General features: G+C 37.3%; 10 protein-coding genes. 3 read left to right on the forward strand and 7 right to left on the reverse strand.

Going from position 1 to position 21,528, the window contains the following annotated elements; all coding sequences use genetic code 11:
- Positions 1 to 3 precede the first annotated feature (3 nt).
- The gene (locus tag DUT69_RS12360; RefSeq protein ID WP_113653568.1) at positions 4 to 1,803 is read right to left on the reverse strand and encodes a RagB/SusD family nutrient uptake outer membrane protein; all 1,800 of its coding nucleotides are present in this window, start codon (positions 1,801 to 1,803) and stop codon (positions 4 to 6) included.
- 22 nt (positions 1,804 to 1,825) lie between these two features.
- Complete coding sequence (locus DUT69_RS12365; RefSeq protein ID WP_113653569.1) at positions 1,826 to 5,017, reverse strand: SusC/RagA family TonB-linked outer membrane protein; 3,192 nt, start codon at positions 5,015 to 5,017, stop codon at positions 1,826 to 1,828.
- Between the two features lie 231 nt (positions 5,018 to 5,248).
- Between DUT69_RS12365 and DUT69_RS12370 the strand changes: the two genes are divergently transcribed.
- The 3 genes from DUT69_RS12370 to DUT69_RS12385 all read left to right on the forward strand — a co-directional run bounded on the left by DUT69_RS12370 (position 5,249) and on the right by DUT69_RS12385 (position 8,409).
- Positions 5,249 to 6,262, forward strand: coding sequence for a LacI family DNA-binding transcriptional regulator (locus tag DUT69_RS12370; protein WP_113653570.1), 1,014 nt, complete (start codon positions 5,249 to 5,251; stop codon positions 6,260 to 6,262).
- Positions 6,263 to 6,360: 98 nt separating this feature from the next.
- Positions 6,361 to 7,155 carry a DUF3050 domain-containing protein gene (locus tag DUT69_RS12375; RefSeq protein WP_113653571.1) on the forward strand — a complete coding sequence of 265 codons (795 nt, stop codon included), beginning with the start codon at positions 6,361 to 6,363 and terminating at the stop codon, positions 7,153 to 7,155.
- A gap of 429 nt (positions 7,156 to 7,584) precedes the next feature.
- Positions 7,585 to 8,409, forward strand: a complete 825-nt coding sequence (locus DUT69_RS12385) for a siderophore-interacting protein (protein ID WP_113653573.1) — start codon at positions 7,585 to 7,587, stop codon at positions 8,407 to 8,409.
- A 30-nt stretch (positions 8,410 to 8,439) separates the two neighbouring features.
- Here the strand turns inward: DUT69_RS12385 and DUT69_RS12390 are convergent, their stop codons facing one another.
- The 5 genes from DUT69_RS12390 to DUT69_RS12410 all read right to left on the reverse strand — a co-directional run bounded on the left by DUT69_RS12390 (position 8,440) and on the right by DUT69_RS12410 (position 21,265).
- Positions 8,440 to 8,871, reverse strand: a complete 432-nt coding sequence (locus tag DUT69_RS12390) for a nuclear transport factor 2 family protein (RefSeq protein ID WP_113653574.1) — start codon at positions 8,869 to 8,871, stop codon at positions 8,440 to 8,442.
- Between the two features lie 144 nt (positions 8,872 to 9,015).
- Positions 9,016 to 9,405 carry a response regulator gene (locus DUT69_RS12395; RefSeq protein WP_113653575.1) on the reverse strand — a complete coding sequence of 130 codons (390 nt, stop codon included), beginning with the start codon at positions 9,403 to 9,405 and terminating at the stop codon, positions 9,016 to 9,018.
- Positions 9,406 to 9,481: 76 nt separating this feature from the next.
- Positions 9,482 to 11,455: an OmpA family protein gene (locus DUT69_RS12400; RefSeq protein ID WP_240186719.1), complete on the reverse strand. Its 1,974-nt coding sequence runs from the start codon at positions 11,453 to 11,455 to the stop codon at positions 9,482 to 9,484.
- Positions 11,456 to 11,457: 2 nt separating this feature from the next.
- Complete coding sequence (locus DUT69_RS12405; RefSeq protein WP_113653576.1) at positions 11,458 to 12,438, reverse strand: PorP/SprF family type IX secretion system membrane protein; 981 nt, start codon at positions 12,436 to 12,438, stop codon at positions 11,458 to 11,460.
- Between the two features lies 1 nt (position 12,439).
- Positions 12,440 to 21,265: a DUF7507 domain-containing protein gene (locus tag DUT69_RS12410; RefSeq protein WP_113653577.1), complete on the reverse strand. Its 8,826-nt coding sequence runs from the start codon at positions 21,263 to 21,265 to the stop codon at positions 12,440 to 12,442.
- Between the last annotated feature and the right edge of the window lie 263 nt (positions 21,266 to 21,528).

A 21,528-nucleotide genomic window follows, 5' to 3' on the forward strand; every position in this document is an offset into this window, starting at 1 on the left:
GAATTAATAATTGTTGTTAGTCAAAGTTCCGTTTGAAGAATCTAGGAAAGTTTGCCAGATAGGCCAAACTGGTTGCGAATTTGGATCTCTTAAAAAAAGTGCATTCCAGTAAGTAACCACATCTGAAGTAGCAGACAATGTCCATGCTTTATTTGCAGTGTAGTTTCCTGCTGCTCCAATTGCATCTGTGTCGCCAAAATTTAAACCGTAAATTTCTACCTTTTCACCATCAGCGGCAGTTCTGTAATAAATTCTTAACGGAAGATTAGCATATTTTCCTTGTCTAGCATCTAACTGTTGCAATTTAATTTTGGCTTCGTTTAATTTAACACTCAATAAATTCCAACGGATTAAATCTGCTTTTCGTAGCATTTCTCCGCAAAACTCTAAAGCTCGCTGATCTACAATTGCGTTAAAAAACGTAGTTGAACTTGCGCTAGCTTGCGTTAGGTAAGTATTAACTTTGGCAGGATTTGTTGGAAACGCTCTGGTTAAAATCATTCTTAAATAAGGTGCGGCAGCGGCTGGTCCGTCTAGTTCATTAACAGCTTCGGCAGCCATTAATACAACATCTGCGTAACGCATGTACATCCAGTTTAAACCATCGTCGTTAGCATTTGTAACTCTTCGTTTAAGCCACTCGTAACGGTATTTGCCAAAATATAACTTGTTTAATGTAGATGGAACCTGGAAACCGCCTTTATCAGCAGCATCTGTAGAAGCTCTGTCCCAACCGTAAGGAACAACCGAAACATCTCTCCTAACATCATCAACATCATATTCATATAACATAATTGGATTTGGTCCATCGGTACCACCTCTGTTTTGCCCTGTATACTTATCTGTTTTAGCATGATTAACTCCCAAATCAAAAATAACACGTCCTCTAGATTCGCTAAATGGAATTTCCCACATAGACTCTAAGCCAGCAGTAGCAGATTCTTCGTGAAATTTTTTGAAGATTTCTTCGAAACCTAACAACCTTAACTCATTGCTATTTATGATCTCTAAACATTCTTTTTTTGCGATAGCGTACATTTTATCGCGTGCTAAATCTGGATCGTTACTCAACCTTGTTGTACCATCCAAACGTTTCGAATATCCTCCGGCTGCCAATGCCAACCTAGATCTTAATCCTTTAGCAAAAGCCTTGTTAACACGTTCTACTTTGCTTGTAACGGTAGATTTGTTAGGCCATGGCAACAGTGTTGCAGCCTCTTCCAAATCTTTCAGCAACTGCTTATAAACAACATCTTTGTCACTTCTCTCTACATATCTGGTATTTAGGTTTACTGGCTCAAATCTAGCAGGTACGTTGCCCCAACCTTTAATTAAATCATTATATAAAACTGCTCTTAAAGTTAATGTCTCACCTAAAATTTGAGCCATTTCTGGCCTTGTAGCTACATCACCATATCTTCTCAATCCAACAATTGCCAAATTAGCTCTTTCTATAGATTCGTAAAACTTTGCCCATGCGTTATTGTCAGTGTTCATTTGACCATTGTCTGCATTGGTATTATAATTACTTAATCTTGCTTGTTCAGAAGTTGTACTTTTTAAACTGTTGTAAACCTCAACATCGGTATTTACCCCGTAATTAACTAAATATCTGCCACGGTAAGAGTTGGTTTCTCCAAATGACTGTAAAATTCCAACTACAGCAGACTCTGCTAAAGATGGTGTAGAGAAAACCACCGAAGCATCTAATGCAGACTCGTTAGGGGTATCAAAAACCTTTTTACAACTCAGCGTAAAGCTGATGGTTGCAATCATTAATAGGGTATAAATAATCTTTTTCATCTCTTTTCTATTTAACAAGCAATTAAAAATTCACGTTTAAGCCCAACACATAAGTTTTACTTTTTGGATAGGCAGAATAATCTACACCTGGCGTTAACGGATCTCTTCTTCTGGTAGAAACCTCAGGATCAAATCCAGAGTAGTTAGTCCACATCCATAAATTATATCCAGATGCATAAACCCTTAAGCTTTTCATTTTTAGTTTTTGAGAAATTACTTTTGGTAAAGTGTAGCCTAAAGTTAAAGTTCCTAATCTTAAGAAAGAACCATCCTCCACTGCCCAATCGCTTAAAACATATCTAGCCATGTAAGGAGACCACAAGGTTGTATTTGCATTCATCGCCTCTAACTCCGCTGCATCATTGCTTATTGTTCCATTAGGACGAAGATTTGTCCAACGGTTGCCAGTTCCCATGGTAGAGATCATGTTTCTTGAACTGTATTTACTTGTAGAGGTGTACTCTATCTTGTTAGCGTTGTAAATATCGTTTCCATAACTCCAGTTAAAATAAGCACCAATATCGAAACTGTACAATCTAGCATTTACAGAAAAACCGCCGGTATTTAACGGGTTTGCATTACCAATAATGGTTCTGTCAGATAAGTTGACAACGCCATCGCCATTAATATCTTGAAGTTTCATCGATCCTGGTCTTAAAGTACCAATGATATCCGTTGCATTAGCAACGCCGTCTTTTAACTGCCAAGCTACTCCATTATATGGTTTAAAGTCAGAAACTTCATATCTACCATCACTTTTGTAACCGAATATTCTTCCAACAGATGCGCCTTCAGATACCCTAAAATCTTCTCCAATCTCGGTAGAGGCCCATCCCGAAGTTCCGGCATAGTACGCTAGGCCACCTAAAGAGTTAACCTGATTTCTGTTAAAACTAATATTTGCATTAAAACTTAAATCGAAGTTGGGTTTTCTTATTGCGTTGTAGTTTACCGAAAACTCTAAACCTTTATTTTGAGTTTCTCCAAAATTACGGTACTGATTATCATATCCTGTTCCTGCAACCGGAAATAGAATTAGTAAATCTTTGGTTTTATTTAAATACGCCTCTACGGTACCCGTTACTTTAGATTTAAATAATGAAAAGTCTAAGCCTATATTTTTGGTAACTGTAGTTTCCCATTTCAAATCTGGATTTGCCATAATTTTAGAAGGCGCTAAGAAATTTGGAAAGCCATTGGTATAAACCGGTGTTGTAGGATCGTTAGGCTGAAATAACTGTGTAGTTTGGCCCGTAGGAATGTTGTTATTTCCAGCTGTACCAAAACTTGCTCTTAACTTCAAATCATCCAACCATGTTGAGGTGGTTTTCATAAAGTCTTCTGCAGAAACTCTCCATGCTCCAGAAACTGAAGGGAAATAACCCCAACGATTGCCATCTAAAAACTTCGATGAACCATCGGCCCTAAAAGTTGCGCTTAGTAAATATTTACCTTTGTAATCATAATTTATCCTTGTAAAAGCAGATAGCAATACATCATCTGGACTAAATACTTTAGCAGATTTGCTTTCTTTACCTTGTCCAGATAGTTTTCTCGTATCATCAAAATTAAAGCCCGCCGGAAAACCGTTTATTTGCGTGGTATATATTTCTTGTTCAGTTTTAATATACTCTTGGCCCACCAATAAGTTAAGGTTATGATCGTTCTTTAAAAGCGATTTAAAATCATAGCTTAAAGTATTGGTATTTCTAATTGCATTTCTGGTAGTGTTGGTATAAACAACTGCTGGCAAACCAGGGTAATTTGGAACGTTGTTGATAACGAAATACGTAGTGCGACCGTAGAAGCGATCTTGATCATTTTTGTAACCATCGTAACCAACTTCAGAACGCAATCTTAAGCCTTTAATAATATCATAATTTAAAGCGCCGTTAAAGTTGTAGGTTTTTCTATGGATGTATTGATCGTTATCATTAATTGCATCAATAGGATTGTATAAGTTGAATGCCGGATCAGTTAAGTCATTATCAGTTAAATCTCCCACTGGGAAAGTAGGATATATCATTGCATATTTCAGCCTCGAATCTGATGATGATTTCTCATTTTGTTCGTTAGCGCCCCCTCCTTTTGTTTTAGTATCCGCATAGCGAATGCCGAAATCCAATGTCAATTTATCATATAGTTTATGATTTAGCTTGAAGTTGATGTTTTGTCTTTCGTAACCAGAATTTAGCATAATTGCTTTGTCTTTAACAAAACTATGGCTTAAACTAAATTTGGTTTTTTCGCCACCACCGCTAATATTTAAGTTTTGGTTGTATGTTGTTCCGGTACGGCCAAAGATGATATTTTGCCAATCGTTAGGCACAACATTTCCATAAAGATCAATATCTTGGTAATTACCAAAGTATTTAGTGTATTCATCAGGTTTATTTGCAAGCAAAGCTCTCTCATACTGAAATGTGGCGTAATCTAAAGGAGTTAATACATCCAAAGTGTTGGCAAGTTCTCTAATTCCTGTAAATGCACTAAAGCTCACCGCGGTTTTTCCGTCTTTACTGTTTTTGGTAGTAATTAAAATTACCCCGTTAGCACCTCTAGAACCATAAATTGCTGTAGAAGAAGCATCTTTTAAAATATCTATTGATTCGATATCAGCTGGAGCAATATCAGAAATAGACGCCACAGGAAAACCATCAACTATATATAATGGAGAGTTATCGCCTGTAAGCGAACCACCGCCCCTTACTCGAATTGTCATTTCTGCATCTGGAGAACCTTCGGTTGAGGAAATGTTTACACCAGAAACCCTACCCTGTATGGCCTGCATTGCAGATGATACAGGTGCGGCAGCGATTACATCTGCACTAACAGACGATACAGCGCCCGTTAAATCCTTTTTACGAACAGTTCCATAACCAATATTAATTACAACCTCGTTCAGGTTAGCAACATCTTCTTCTAAAGAAAAGTTAGCTTTATTATCGGCACCAACAGTAATTTCCTGCGTTTTAAATCCTAGATATTTGGCTTGTAAAATAACTGTTCCGGTAGCTGGCACAGTAATTTTAAATTGTCCATTTTCGTCTGTACTTGCCACAGTAGATGTGCCTTTTAAAGCAACAGAAACCCCTGGAATTGGCTGTTTGCCAGATTTATCAATTACCTTTCCTGAGATTTGCTTTGTTTGTTGTGCGTATACCATAGTAATACCCATAGCAAGCACACAAAGGAGCAGTAAGATTTTTTTCATACGTTAAGCTTATAATTTGGTTTGTTGTGGTTAACTTTTAAGGTCTTCCATTAACAAGTCTACATCGTTTTTTTTATAAAATATGGCATTTAACGGGTTTTAATTTGTGCAATCGTTCCCGACAACGTTGCCGAAATGCAATTAAAAAATTATCTTTAAGTCTGCTAAGAAATAGTATTATTGCAAAACCTACCTTTTTAGCTGTAAACCCTATTAAATTAAAGCGTTATAATGTTTGAGCCCGTAACCATTAAAGATATAGCAAAAGCCCTCGGACTTTCTACATCTACCGTTTCTAGAGCACTTAGAGATACACACGAAATTAGCGCTGCTACAAAAAAAGTAGTTCTTGAATATGCAAAGGAAATAGGTTATCAGCCAAATCCAATAGCTTTAAGCTTAAAAGAACGCAGAAGTAAATCTATAGGTGTGGTAGTTAGCGAAGTAGCAAATAGTTATTTCTCGCAAGCTATTAATGGTATAGAATCTATTGCTTACGATAGAGGCTACCATGTAATTATTTCTCAAACGCACGAATCTTTTGAGCGTGAAGTAAGCAACGTACAACATCTGGCCTCGCGTTCTGTAGATGGTTTACTTGTTTCCCTATCTTCGCAAACCACAGATATTTCCCATCTAACGCATTTACACGACCGTGGTTTACCAATTGTATTTTTTGATAGGGTTGCCGACGAGATTGATACGCACAAAGTGATTGCAAATAATCAGCAAGGCGCTTTTGATGCAACCGAACACCTCATTAAATCTGGCTTCAAACGCATTGCACATTTAACAAGTTCTAGCCATTTATCAATTAGTATTGAGCGATTAGCTGGTTACGAGGCAGCGCTAAAAGCCCATAATATTAAGCCAAACCCTGCTTATGTTAAGTTTTGTCCGCATGGCGGAATGTTATATGAGGAAACAGAGACTGCAATTAAAGAACTTTTAGCCTTACCAGAAAAACCTGATGCAATCTTTGTTGCCGGCGACCGTTTAAGCACAGGCTGTTTGAGTGTTTTTAAAAATTTAAACGTAGCTGTACCGAAAGATATGGCTATAGCCGGATTCAGTAATTCTGATGTTCTGGATTTGTTTAATCCATCTATAACATCTATTAGGCAACCAGCTTTTGAAATTGGGCAATTGGCAACCCAAATGCTTTTACAACTTATAGAAGCAAAGTATCCGGTAGTAGAGTTTGAGAAAAAGATTTTAGAAACTGATTTATTTATTAGAAATTAAATCACGTTAGCGTAATAAAATTACATTTTCATCCTCAAAAGTTGTTTGAACATTCTTTGTTAAATACCAAAATTTATCTTTGCGGCACATTTTAGGTTATGCAAAGTTTAGATAAAATTCAGGCAGCAATACTGCCGTTAAAAGAAGATATAATTAATCACAAGGTTTATAACGTAATTACAGAAATTGCCGATTTACGCGTATTTATGGAGTACCATATTTATGCCGTATGGGATTTCATGTCGCTTTTAAAGGCTTTGCAAATAAATTTAACTTGTACCAGTATACCTTGGTTTCCGGTAGGTGATGGAAAAACCAGAGCGCTAATAAACGAGATTGTAGCTGGAGAAGAATCTGACGTTGATGCTAATGGCTTACAAAAAAGCCACTTCGAAATGTATTTAGATGCAATGGAGCAATGCGGAGCGGATGTGAAAGGCATAAATACATTTGTTTCAACACTAAAAGAGACGGGAGATTTCGACTTGGCTTATCAAAAAGCAAATACCCCTACTGCTGCTATTAATTTCGTAAATTATTCGTTCGAAATTATCAACAGTAAAAAACCTCATCTACAAGCAAGTGCTTTTACCTTTGGCAGGGAAGATTTAATACCAAGTATGTTTAACACTATTGTAAACGATTTTAACCAGAAATTTCCATCGCAGGTTTCTTTATTTAAATACTATTTAGATAGGCACATTGAGGTCGACGGTGATCATCATAGCCATTTGGCGTTAGATATGACAGCAACACTCTGCCAAAATAAAGAAACATATTTGCTTGAAGCACAGCACACAGCGGTAGAGGCACTACAGCAAAGAGTGGCACTTTGGGATGGAGCTTATGAGCAGATAGTAGCTAACAAGCTCGCATCCAATACTAACGTATAACGCAATCTTTTTAATTTGTTTGGAAGTTGGTAGCTAAGTGCTGCACTTCTTCGTTTGAAATTAATTTCGGATTACTGTATTGCTTCTCTAAAAGAGTTAACGCAATTTTAATATGACCTGTAGTTGTGTTAATTAAACACTCACCACCGTCCATAGTACTAGAAATGTATCTTCCGATGCCACGATTAACATCTTGAAATCTTAGTACTAGTTCATGGAAAATAAAAACCGGATAATTCATAGGTTAAATGTAGAGCAGTTGTATTAAGTTAATATTAACAGAACGTTATTTTTTGTTAACATTGACTTAACATTAGATCGGTTTTTTGATCCTGAGATCCTGAAAATATTTACATTCAAGATCTTATGACTGGAATTTTACATTATCTATATCAATTCTAAATAAGAACAATCGTTACATTTGCCCATATGACTACCACTGGCCAACCCGCAATTATAAGATCTGTTTTAACAGTAACACATAAAGAATACCTTACACCGCGTTATATAAAAATTACGTTAACGGGAGATGAGGTACTAAAATTCGCAAATACAACCATTGGTATTAACAACAAAATTTTTATTGCCCCAAGAGGGATTAACGAAATTCATTTTCCAAACGTTGATGATGCCGGCAACATTGTGGCAGTTGATGATCACTTAAAACCAATTGTTAGAACGTACACCCATAGAGGTATAGATTTAGCTAAAAAAGAAATGTATATAGAGTTTGTTGCGCATGGCGATGAAGGTCCGGCTTCTGCTTGGGCAATTTCTGCAAAGCCTGGCGACAAATTAGGTGTTGCAATGAAGGACACAAAAGTAGCATTGTATCCAAAAGTTGATTGGTATTTACTGGTTGCAGATGCAACAGGGATTCCGGTAATTGCTTCTATTTTAGAAAAATTGCCTAAAACTGCTAAAGCACAGGTTTTAATAGAAGTACAAGATAAATCAGATCTCCAATTTTTCCAAAGTGAGGCAACCGTACATGTCGAGTGGTTATATCATCCAAAACCTGGAGAAAACAATTTACTTTTTGAAGCAGTACAAAATATAAACCTGCCAGATGAAAGCGTGGCTCGTTTTGCCTACGTAGCTGCAGAATTTTCTAGCGTTAAAAACATCCGCCAGTATTTAAGAAAAGATTTAAACTGGCAGCAACAAGAGTTATATGCCTATTCTTACTGGAAACATGGTGCTAGCGAAGACGGCTCTGTAAAAGACAGGCAGCATGAAAAAAACACCTTATAATCAATTTATTTAAATTAAGGCAAAGACTGACTATTGAGGCAATTTGTACGCTTGTCTATCAAAAAGTTTCCAATCTTTACCCTCTTTTTGCCAAACCTGTACAATGCCAATGTGTACTTCTCCGGGTTTTCCATTATCATTGGTTTTTGCCTGCAACTCATGGCGTACGATAGCTATTTTGCCACTTACTTTTACAATTTGGTTTTTTAGATCAATGGTAACAAAATCTGATCTCCCACTTGCTATTGTTTCTACAAAGGTTGCCCTATCTTCTAACTTACCGCTAGAATGTCCGTAGCCAAGTTTTTCAGAAGCTATGTTTTGTAAGGCTGTTCTGTCGCCACTAATCATCGCTAACCGTAATTTTTCTACAGCTTGTACAACTTTTGTTTCATCGGTAGTTTGTGCATTTACCATAATTGTAGCTGAAAGGAAAAAGATTAGGAGCAAGTATTTTTTCATCGGATTAAATTATTAATAAACTAAAGGTAAAACTATTAAACAAATGTTACCACAATTATCGATGTAAAAACCCTTAAAAAACTAAAGCCTCAAAATATGAGGCTCTAATTTAAAAAAAAACTATACGGATATTTGTTGAGAAAATTAATTTACTGGCAATATAGAATCTTTGTGCAATGGTTTAAACACAAGCTGATGCACATTTGGATCGGCTTGCATCATTGCAATATCTTCAACAATTTCGGTACCTGTTAGTACCACTATTTTACAAGCATCTTTTATATGCTGGCTATAATTGTTAAATCTTTCTAAAAATCCAAAGCCATTTACACCTGGCATATCCAAATCCAAAAAAATTAACGACGGCATTGCATCTTCATTTTCAAGATTTTTTTCTAAGTAATCTAACGCCTTTATGGCGCTATCCATTATTACAAATTTATCTTGTAAGTAATTTGTCTTAAGAACGTGTTTAGTAATCATCTGATCTATTGGATTATCATCCACTATCATTATAATTTTACCCTCTTCCATAAGTCTATGTTTTAAAGTTTGAGTATTTTCTGTTACCTGTAAATGTTCCAATTTGTGTGCGTGTGTAATGATGGAATTATTGTTTGATTATCGTAAACTCTGTTCGTCTGTTAAGCTGGTGCGCTTCTTCGCTACAAGGCTTGTCGTTTGTGCAGTCGTTAAGCAATCTGCTTTCTCCGTAACCTTTTGCTTTAATCCTATAGGCTTCTATGCCACGGGCGATGATGTATTTAACCGCCTCGTTTGCTCTAGCCTGAGAAAGTTTCTGATTGTACTTATCGTTGCCCCTACTATCCGTATGCGAGCCTAAGTCAATCCATAAAGTTGGATTTTCTTTCATTATTTTAACCAACTTATCTAACTCAAGGGCTGCGTCTGTTCTAATGTTGCTTTTATCAAAATCGTAATAGATGTTTTCTATTCTAATTTCCTGGTTAAGCGTTATTGGCGTTAAATAGATATTTTTCTTTAACAACGAGGCCCCTAAGCCATTAATATTTTCTCCTTCTGCATTTCTAAAACCCGTTTTTTTACCGCTAATGAGATAATCGATATTAGGATTTAAGTTAAAACTGAAAGCTCCCAAACTGTCTGTTTGCGTACTTAAAATTGTGCCATCAGCTTTTGTAATACTTACCAAAACATCAGCTAATGGTTTATTGGTATTAGCAGTTAGTGCAAAACCTTCGAGCTTTAAACTTAAGTTTTCTTCAAAAGCGAGCGAATAAATATCGTCGCTCCCCTTTCCACCAAGTCTATCTGAAGCAAGCATCGCTTCGTTGCTGTCTTTTATAATGAAAGAAAAGTCGTCTTGCGGAGAGTTTATCGGGTAACGCAAATTTACTGGTACCGAATTTCCTTTTGATAACTTAAAAATATCTAAACCTCCCATTCCAATCCTACCATCGGTTGAGAAGTATAAATTACCTTCATTGTCTAAAAATGGCGTACGCTCTGCCCCTGCTGTGTTAAGCTCTAGCATGTTAGTAGCATTGCTCCAGCTACCATCATCGTTTCTTGTTACATAATAAATATCCGTCTTACCTTTTCCGCCAGGCATATCAGACACGAAATACAAGGTTTTACCGTCTTTTGTAATAAACGGATCGCCGACTGAATATTGGTTTACGTTATTGTAACGGAATGAAACTGGTTTTCCCCAATTTCCGTCAGCTTCTTTTTTAGCCGAGAAAAGTTCAACTTTTACGGTTTTAGGCACACCATTTTCTCGCTCAACATGAGCAGGAATTTTGGTTAGCGTAAAAAACATTTCGTTTCCGTTTGCAGTAAAAGTTGCTGCACCAACGTGGTAATCAGAACCAGCATCGAACGGAAAAAGCGCAACATTATCTTTGGCGTCCTTGGTGTATAATCTTAAATAACCATTGCCTGTCCAACCATAAATATTTTTATCTGGAGCTTGGTTAGACTCATCAAACTTTAAAAAGGGTTTGTTTTTTCTAAGCTGGTCTTTTACCAAATCATTTGTCCTATCGGAAGTAAAAACTACACTGCTTTGCCCCAATGTTGCACCCCAATCGGCAGTAGCTGAGTTAAGTGCTAGTTCATTTTTTATTACAACCGCTACAGGTTTTTTCATCCAGCTCATTGCCGAGTCGCATGAAAGCATAAGCAGGTTTTGCGTTGCAACATCAGCTCTGCTTAACGAAACGTATTTTTGGTATTGAACTTTAGCTTCGTTGTATTTAGAATTATTGCGTAAGGCATTTCCGTAAAACAAAAAATCTTCGGCCTTTGCGCCATTTGTTTTGGTTAACATAGCGTACCAACTTTCTGCCTGTACGTAATCATTATTTAAACGATAGGCCGTTGCCAACCTTTGCATGGCATGAAGTGTAGGTTTTTTTTGGTAAGCTTCGGTGTATAAAGTAATGGCTTTGTTATAATTCAACAGATTAAACTGCTCATCTGCTTCAACTAATACAAACTGAGCCTTTGCTGTTTGAGAAGCTAAAACTACCGTTAAAGTAAAAGCAAAATAAGCACCATATATTTTTAAAAATTGCATTGTAGTTTTTTGTAGTCTCATTATTAAAAATATCTAGGCGTTAGCATTTTAATTCCTTTTTTAGGTTTGATGGTAAAACCCACAGAAATTTCGTGAGAGCCACCGCTGTAGCCAGCTAAACTGCTTAAAGTTTGATCGTAAGCGTAGCCCAATCTTAAAAAATTTGTAGCGAAAAATTCTACCATACCAACTGCCGAGTTAGTTTTTTGCAAGTTGCTTTGCAAATAGCTTTTATTGTAAAGTTTAACAGCAGTTCTGTAGCTACCACCAACCCAAATCTTGTTACCAAGCAACACAAAAGCGTTTATATCTAAACTTGTAGGTCCGCCTCTGTCATCTTTTAACAAAAACGATGGTTTTATTTGTACACTTTCGTTAATGGGCAATAACATACCTGCGGTGAAATAGAAGTGTGTTTTTGGTGTTTGAAAGTAAACACTTAGGTTACGTTGGTTTAAAATGTACTGCGCTATTAAATTATCGGCCGAAAAGCCTGCGTAAAACCTATCGTCTGAGTAAAAAACTCCAGCTCTAGCATCTGGCACAATTTCGTTTTGGTTTCCTATTGGGATGAAATTATCTCCTTCATCTCTAGCATTTAGATTATTTCCATCAATACCTTGTTGTAAAACACCTACACCCACGCCTAACGCTAATCTTGAGCTCTCTGATTTACCAACCCTTAAACGATATGCATAATTTGCATAAGCGGACACGCTGTTTTGTGCGCCCAGTTTATCTGATGCTACCTGAAATGCTAAGCCTACATTACCACTGTTCGCAATTGCATCTACAGCAAGCGACATACTTTTAGGTGCTCCGGTAATGCCGGTCCATTGGTTGCGGTAAAAACTGTGTACGTTTAGCTGTTCTTTATAACCAGCATAAGCCGGATTAATATAAATACCGTTAAACATATACTGGCTATACTGAGCATCTTGTTGCGCTACAGCAAGTAGCGAACTTAATGTTATAGCGAAAACGAAAAGTATTTTCTTTACCATTTTAGTTATTTCTTAATAATGTGATAAAACCTTTAGTTGCAGACCAAACACCTTTTGAGTCTTTTATTTTAAGGATGTAATAGTAAGTGCCTTCTTGCAAATTATGCCCGTCCCAATTGTTTTTATAACTACCTGTACTACGGTAAACCTCGTTACCCCATCTGTTAAAAATGTTAAGGGTATTTTCTGGATAAAGCTCTAGGCCATCTATTACAAAAGCGTCGTTTTTACCATCACCATTTGGTGTAATTACATTGGGTTTGGTATTTAGTGCAAAAATCTGTTTGGTATCTGTAGAAGAGTTATTGGCCAAATCGGCATCTATTTCTGCAGCAGAAACCGTAGCTGTATTGGTTACAACACCAGCAGTTTTTGCTTTAACAGTTAATTTTAAGGTAACTGTTCCTCCGGCCGGAATGCTTTCAACATTCCATGTAAAGGTGTTTTTACCCAAATCGAAATTGCCAGTACCATTTACAATATTATGCGATATATAAGTTAGGCTTGTTGGAAGCACATCGCTTACCGCAACTGCCGTTGCAGGGAAAGAGCCAGTGTTTTTAACTGTAATCGTATAATCAAACGGCATATCAATACCAGTTGGTGTTAAATGATCTGATGTTTTAACAATACTTAAATCGTTTGCTATTATTGCATTAATTGGTGGTGTTGTTAAAATATCTCCTTCATTGGTTAAATCTAAAGTTGTAGAAGTTACCGCAACCGTATTTGATAAAGGCTTACCCGCTGCAACTGGGTTAGTTCTTCCGTCGGCTGTTTTTACAGTTACTTCGTACTCAACTTCGCCTTCTCCCGGGAACATAGGGATAAGTTGTTCCAAGTCACCCGTTCCGCTAGTTGCAGGCAATACAAGACCTTTTGCAGTAGCTTTCCATCTTGTAATTGTTGTACCCGCAGGCGCATGATCTATAATTTTTACATCTCTAGCAGTACTAGGACCATTGTTTTTGATGTTAATTAGGTACAATACCTCATCACCTGGAGTATAAGTTTTTTGAGCCGAATTTTTTAATTTCTTAACGGTTACTAAATCTGCAGTTGGTGTAAAGAAAGTTATTGTTGGATCATCAGCTAGTAGAGTTCTAGGGTCATCAGAAACCTGCCTAACAATTCTGCCTTGCGGATCTTTACCGTAAAAGATAGCTTGATTACTAAAGAAACCTAAGTTAATATCTGCCTGAGTGATGGTTCGTTTTGCCATGAAAACTGCTGTAGCTCCTGGTAAAATAAAATCAACTTTAACCGGCATTACGCTTCCAGCATCTGCAGTTTCGTCAACTATATAAACATCGTACAAAGTTACTGTACCGGTGTTTTTAGCTAATAAAGTATAATTTAATACATCTCCTCTTTTAGCTCCTGTATTATTAACTGTTTTAGTAAATTTCACCGTTGCAACCTGCGCTATCACAGTTACTGTTGCATCATCTGCAACTGTAGTAGATGGATCATCAGACACTTTCGTAATTGCCTTACCGTCTTTATCTTTTGCCGAAACATTTGCCTGGTTGATAACTTTACCAGCATTAACATCACTCTGTGTTAAAATATGGCTTGCCAAAACCGTAACCGATTGACTTGGTGCTAATGTTGCTATTGTTCCATTAGTGATGGTTGCGTTGTTATCTGTTACCACGATATTATTTAAAGTAACATTGCCGGTATTGGTTACTACCAAATTGTAGTTTATTACAGCGCCTACTATTGATGGAATTGTTCCAGAAGCAATTTTAGTAAAGCTCAAACCAGGTTTACCAGGAAGAACTGTAACGGTTGGATCGGTATTATTTACACCATTGCCCGAGTTTGCAGTTATTGTATTTCCTGCTGGAGTTTTTGCAGTAGCTGTAGCAGTATTACTTACCGTACCAGCATCTTTATCGCTCTGCGTAAGTACATAAAATTCTGTTGTAGTAAGCGTTGCACCTGGAGCTATCGGACCAGCAATTATTTTGTTTAAATTGATTTTTGTATCAACAAGGTTGATGTTATTTAACACTACCGAACCAGTATTATTAATCGCGAACGTGTAAGTGATGCTATTTCCATCTGTGCTTAAAACTCCGGTTTTAAGCAATGTCATTTTTCCAGTAACTACGGCAGTTGTAACAGATGCGCTATTATTAGCGTTGTTTGGATCAGTATTTTCAGTTGAACCATTTGCAACTACAGAATTAATTAGGTTTGCTTGCGAGAAATTTGCTTCTACTTTTCCGTTAACAGTAAGTGTTACCGCTTCGCCAACGTTTACTGCAGCAGATGGAGTGAACGTGTTATTTGACGGGCTGTAAACGCCGCCATTAGTTTGGTAGGTTACGTTAGTTAAACCTTGAGGTAAGCTTTCTGTTAAACCGATAACTTGGTTTGCTAAAATAGTAGCCGGACCATTATTTTTTACGGTAATGGTATAACTGATAGCTTCATTCGGCTCTACAGCAGTTTTATTTGCCGTTTTTGTGACCGCTAAATCTGTAACCCAATTAGGAATTACCACCGTAACGCTTGCCGATGATGTTTTTGATGCATCTTGTTTGTCGGTAATTTGATATACTATAGTGTAAGTTCCAGAGATTGTTCCAGCTAACACGTTTACTTTTCCAGTAAGTGGATCAATATTTATATTTCCATTTGTTGTAGAAACTTGAACTATCGTTACGTTTGATAATGTAGCCTTTGCACCATTGTTATAAGTATCGTTAGTAAGGATATTTTCTACTGCAACTCCACCCGCGAAACCGTTTGCCGTACCGTTATCGTTTTTTGCTACAATATTTCCAGATGCTACCACTACCTCAATCTTTGCAGTGGATATTTTTCCCGCATCAAGTTTATCAGCTATTTGGTATTCGATTGTGTAAACACCGGCTTTCGTTCCTGCCAAAACAGCCACAGAACCATCAGCATTTAATTTTACCGCTCCGTTGCTGTTATTGCTTACTTCTGTAATTGTTACTGTTGCTAACGTTGACTGGCTTCCGTTGTTGAAAGTATCGTTTGCCAAAATATCAGCAACTGCAATGCCACCTGTGATAGCGTTTGCCGTACCGTTATCGTTGTTTGCTAAAATATGTCCAGATGCTACCACTACCTCAATCTTTGCTGTCGATTTTTTCGAAGCATCCAATTTGTCCACAATCTGGTATTCGATTGTGTAAACACCAGCTTTCGTTCCTGCCAAAACAGCCACAGAACCATCAGCATTTAATTTTACCGCTCCGTTGCTGTTATTGCTTACTTCTGTAATTGTTACTGTTGCTAACGTTGACTGGCTTCCGTTGTTGAAAGTATCGTTTGCCAAAATATCAGCAACCGCAATGCCACCTGTGATAGCGTTTGCCGTACCGTTATCGTTATTTGCTTTTATAACGCCACTAATAACATTTACCGTAACTACTGCCGTCTTTTTATTATTACTATTTGCTTTATCCTCTATTTCGTATACTAAACTATAAACTCCAACTGGTGTGTTAGGCAATACTACAACTTCACCATTTGCACTAAGGTTTATGTTAGCATGTGTTGAAGAAACTTGAACAATTTTTACATTTGTAAGCGTTGCTTGATTTCCATTTATTTTATCATTAATTAAAACATTTTCAACCCCAATTCCGCCAGTTACGGCATTAACAGTTCCTTCATCGTTTAACGGATAAACACCTGTTTTTATAACCGTTGGATCTGTATTAGTTGTCGCAAAACCTGATATAGCCGTAACATTTGCACCTTGAGGATTCTTACCTTTTACTGTTGCAGTATTCGTAACCGTACCTATCAATTTTTCTGCTGTAGTAATCTGATAAGTTGCATTTGCAGTTGTTGATTCGCCCGGAACTAAAGTTATTTTAGCTAATGAGATTGCACCAGTAATTTTATTATCGCTTAGTGTAAGGTTATTGATGGTTACATTTCCAGTATTTCGAATTAAGAAACTATAGGTAATTTCATCGCCATTGGCAGAAAGAACCCCTGTTTTAACCAGTTGCAATTTTCCTTCAGTTACTATAGCAATAGTATTTGATGCAGTTTGAGCCGTAATCTCCGTTGAAGAAAAAGTAGCTACGTTCTGAATAAATGCGCTGTTTAATGCTGGCTTACCATTATTATCTAAATCAGCTTGTTTAACCGTGTAAGAACCGTTATAAGTCCAAATTTCGTCTTTATCTAAAATTGCATCGTTGTTACCATTAGTTTTTACCGCAGCGCCTAATGTTACAAACGGATCTGTAACAGAAACTGCATTTTGTTTCGCATTACCAGTATTTTTTACAACGATGGTATAGTTGATCACATCACCAGCTTTGTTTACGCTAGTTACATCTGCATTTTTAGCAACCGTAACCGATGAGCAAACTGGAACATTTACCGTTACTGTGAAAACCTTTCCATCACATGCTCCTGCAAGCGTAGATTTCGGCGTTACGGTATAAACCACTTGTTGAGCAACGTTGCTCGTATTAATTAAAGTTTGCGTTATATTTTTTCCGTTAGATGCACTTGCGCCTAACACATTAGTATTATTAGAAATTGTCCAACTAAAATCCGCAGCAACTCCATTACCACCTAACTCTAGGTTGTTAACATTGTTTTGCAGGTTATAATTGAAAGTTGAATTTGAACAGGTAAGCGTATTTACAACATCATTAAAACCTTGTGGTGTTGCGTTAACTATTAACGTATAGCTTGTGCTATTTGCACAGCCATTGTTGTTTGTAGCAGTTTTGTAAGAAATTACCGTACTACCCGTAGTTAATGCCGTTACCAATCCATTGTTGGAAATTGTTGCAATAGCCGGATTGCTAGATGACCATATTCCGCCAGTAGTTGCGTTTGATAATTGTCTGGTTGATCCGATGCAAACATCACCTGTATTTGTAATTGGAGATACACTAGGTAAGGCACTTACAGCGATATTGACGCTTACGCTATTCGTACAACCACTAGAATTTGCTTTGGTAGTGTAAGTGATTGTGGCATTCCCGATGGCAACTGCAGTAATTAAACCTTCGGTACTTACGGTTACAAAAGCTGGTGCAGATGAACTCCAAATACCATCTGGAGTTGCATTGTTTAATTGTCTCGATTCTCCAACACATAAATTTCCTTGATTAAGAATTGGAGATACTACAGGAAGTTGATTTACTGTAATAATTACCGGCGTGCTTGTACTTACAGCACAATTGTTCGACTTAACATTTCTACGATATTGAGTAGTTTGAGTGAGTGTATTAGGTGCGTAATTAATACCGTCTTTAGTACCATTTGCTACAGTCCAGTTTATTCCGTCGGTACTTTGCTCCCACTCGTAAGTAAAACTATTATTTCCGCCAGTTGGCGAAGAACCTAGTAATTGATTAGGTTTTCTACCTGCACAAATCGTTTGAGATGCTGTTATTGTATTGTTAGCAATTGCCGGAGCAACGGTTACTGTAAATTTAAAATCTGAACCTGTACAACCTCCATTAACCGGAGTTACATTATATTCAACTACCGCATCTGTACTTCCAGAATTGGTAATTGTTTGCGAAATAATATTAGATGGTGTTGTTTCTGCTCCGAAGCCAGTTGCGCTACCAGATCTTAAACTTGTGGTCCATCTGTAAGTTGTGCCAGTTAAGTTCGAAACAGGAGTTACTGTAAAAGCATTACCAGAACAAATCGAAACTGGGTTTGGTATGCTTGCAGTTAAAGTTGGTGCAATGTTAACGGTTATCTTAAATGGTTTTCCATCGCATGTTTGGTAACGTGGTGTTACGGTATAAGTAGCGGTTGCTAATGTTGAGCTTGTGTTAGTTAATGTTTGATTAATTTCTGTGGCGTTATTACCTGAAGATTGCCCATTAACCGAGCCATTAATTACTGGTGTAGCCCAAGTGTAGGTTGTCCCATTTGGAACATAGGTAGGCTTGAAAACGAAATTGCCAGCTTTACAAATTTCAAAAACTTGGTCTGCAACCACTGGACGAGGGATTAAGGTAATTTTAGCAGATGTAGAAATTGCTTCCACACAACCGTTTCCGGTTACTACCGCTCTGTAAATAGTAGTAACATTTAGATCGGTATAATTTAATTTTTTATTTGTTGAGTTAATAGTAGACCAACTTGCACCTTCATCTGTTGACGATTCCCATCTAACTACAGCAGCTGTGGTATTTTTAAGTTCCACAAAACCATTAGCACCAGAACATACTGTTATAGCTCCTTCAACAGTACCACTTGTAGTAATTGCAACGGTGTGTGTAGCACTTTTAGTTCCGTTACAACCAGTAGTAGAAGCAGTAATGGTTGCAATTCCTTCGTAAATAGACGACCAAGTAACTTCGCCGGTACTTGCATTAATTACACCTGCATTCGCCGGACTAATACTATAGGTTATAGCGGTAACACCGCTTGTAGATGCGGTATAAGTTTCTACAGAAAAACCTTGGCATCTTGCTGAATTCTCACCTTTTGCAAAAACAGGAGTAGCAACCGCAGGATTAACTGTAATTGTTCCTATTGCTTCTAACGCAGTACCAGAAATTGTTCCTTTAACTTTATAGGTATAAACAATCGGACTTGCAGAATTATTAATTGGAGGTGTTCCAGTTAATTTATAGGTTTTATCACCGCTAGTAAAAACCGGAGTTATTCCTGCAGGAAGATTTTCTACAGATTGGTTTGTTACCGAGCCTGACCCTATGAATTGATAAGTTGTTGTTGCAATAGCCCCACCAGAGCAAACAGTTTGTGCGTTTGTACCCACCGCCGAAGTTAGGCTAATGTTTACTGGCGTAACCGTAACTGTGGAAGTATTATTATCTTGATTTGGATCTACTTGTGGACCAGCAATCGTGGCAGTATTTTCATAATTTCCACTACTTTTTACGGTTGCAGTAATTTTTAAAATTTTAGTTTCTCCCGAAGTCATTGCTCCTATCGACCAAATTCCTGTCGTCTTATCGTAACTAGTTCCTGTTGGTGCTTCGCTCGAAACAAAAGTATAACCGCTAGGTAATATATCTGTAGCAGAAATACCTATTGCATTACCTGTACCGGTTACACTTCCCGATGCAACATTTGAATTATTTGCCGTTAATGAGAAAACTACCGTACTGCCCTTCGCCGGACTTAAGTTATTAACTGTTTTGTTAATTGAGATATCTACGTTACACAAAGCTACCGTTACTGGAAGTGATTGTGCACTGATGCCGCAATCCAATTTCGTAGTAAGCGTGTAAGTACCAGATTTTAAAGCTTCAAAAGATGAGTTTGTAGCACCGCTAATCGCCACACCATCTAAATACCATTGATACGGAGCTGAACTATTAGGAGATGCATTAAGTGTTGCGGTAGCACAATTGCTTTGTGCAACTGTAGGTTTAATTGCCTTTTCTGGAAAGGCAGAAATAAAATTCGACATTGAAAAACCACCTCCTTGTTGTACCATGTTAACGGTTAATCTTGCATCGCTGGTTAGCGTAATAAAACGGGGGCTATTTATATTTGTATTATCAAAATCGATAATATAAGTTCCTGACGAACCTAATTGACGTCTAATACCTACGCCAGCAATGGTTTCAATATCTTTATTTGTGTAACCGTTATCAGTAGTTAAGTAAACTTTTGATGTTGCACTTTGCAATAAAATATAAGAAAAGTAAGGTAAATCTCCGCTTGGAAGTTTCGTAAACTTAACAGTCTCTGTTCTATTTGAGCCTGAACACGAAGAAATTGGTGCAAGTGTTGCAACATCTACTTCACAATCTTGCGCCGTACCAGAATATGCTACTACATTTTTCGAAGCAATAATTCTAGTCGATGAGTAACGTTGTCCTTGAGGACCATTTGCATCTGCAGCAAATTCTGGAATGCCGTTGGCAAATGTTTTAAAACTGCCCGCTGCTATTAAATTAAACGTTTCAGAACTTTGTAAAACGCCTGCTGGAGTAAAATTCTGAATGGTTACGGTTGTATTAGGCTCGGTCGCTATTACCGTCGTTTTTTCGGCGATGTTATTTCCATTACCCCTTACCACAATATATTCGCTCCCTAAAGAATTAACCGGTGGAACTGGATTTGATGTACCGTCATAACAGCTTTCTACAACTACTGGCGCATCATAAGTTGCACTGGTATTCATTACAGCTGGCCCAGAGGTCTCTACCAATGAACCCATTTTAGCCTGAAATAAGTAGCTCTGACCAGCACTTAGCGTTACGGTAGCCACACCATTTATACTTACTACCGTATTATTCTCGGTAGCCATTACACTGTAAACCGGCTTTAACGGGCCATCAGGGTAACTATAACTATTTTTGTAAATATCCCCATCTCTATAATAACCAACCCTAAATGCATTGCCCACTGCAGCATCGCCGAAACTGAACAATGATGAATTTCCCTTAATAAAATAACTTGTAGGAACATCATTATCATCTGATGCAATATTTCTGATATTAACATTTATGGACGTACTTGCTTCCACTATTATACCGGCACCACTTATTACAGAATTTAAAGGATGAAGAGGAAAATCAGTAATTACACCTGTAAAACGATGAACGGCTGGAGTTCCTGCTTTAGTTGTCAATGTAAATGCACTTGTCCCATCGCTTTTTTTAACGGTAACGGTAACCGGAGTTACACTAGCCGTAGTAACAACTAATTCGTTTGCTTTAGTGAAGTAGTTCCAAGGTGCGGGAGCGATATAATGCTTAGTGTAGGATTGAGCTTTTAAATTGGAAGCTAAAACTAGCAATGTAACTGTAAGACCAAGTCCTAGTTTGCTAATTCGCGATAAAAAAGTAGAACGTAAAAATAGATTCATATTCGATGGAAGAAATTCTTATTCTCCACACCAAAGACAAAATACACTCCACGATACTTGTTTTTTTAGCTTAGTAGCCCTTTAGGACTACGAGATTTTTTCTAATTAGATGTTTCAACATATAAAAAGAGTACTTAGTAGATAGTTCAACAATAATGACACATTTAATGCTAAACACGTAAAATTCTTAAACAACTAAAAGCGAGTAAATATTTCCACAACCAAATCTCATATTTACCCATAATGGGTATTATTTTACCCAG

It is taken from the genome of Pedobacter namyangjuensis, assembly GCF_003313325.1.
GTDB classification, from domain to species: domain Bacteria; phylum Bacteroidota; class Bacteroidia; order Sphingobacteriales; family Sphingobacteriaceae; genus Pedobacter; species Pedobacter namyangjuensis.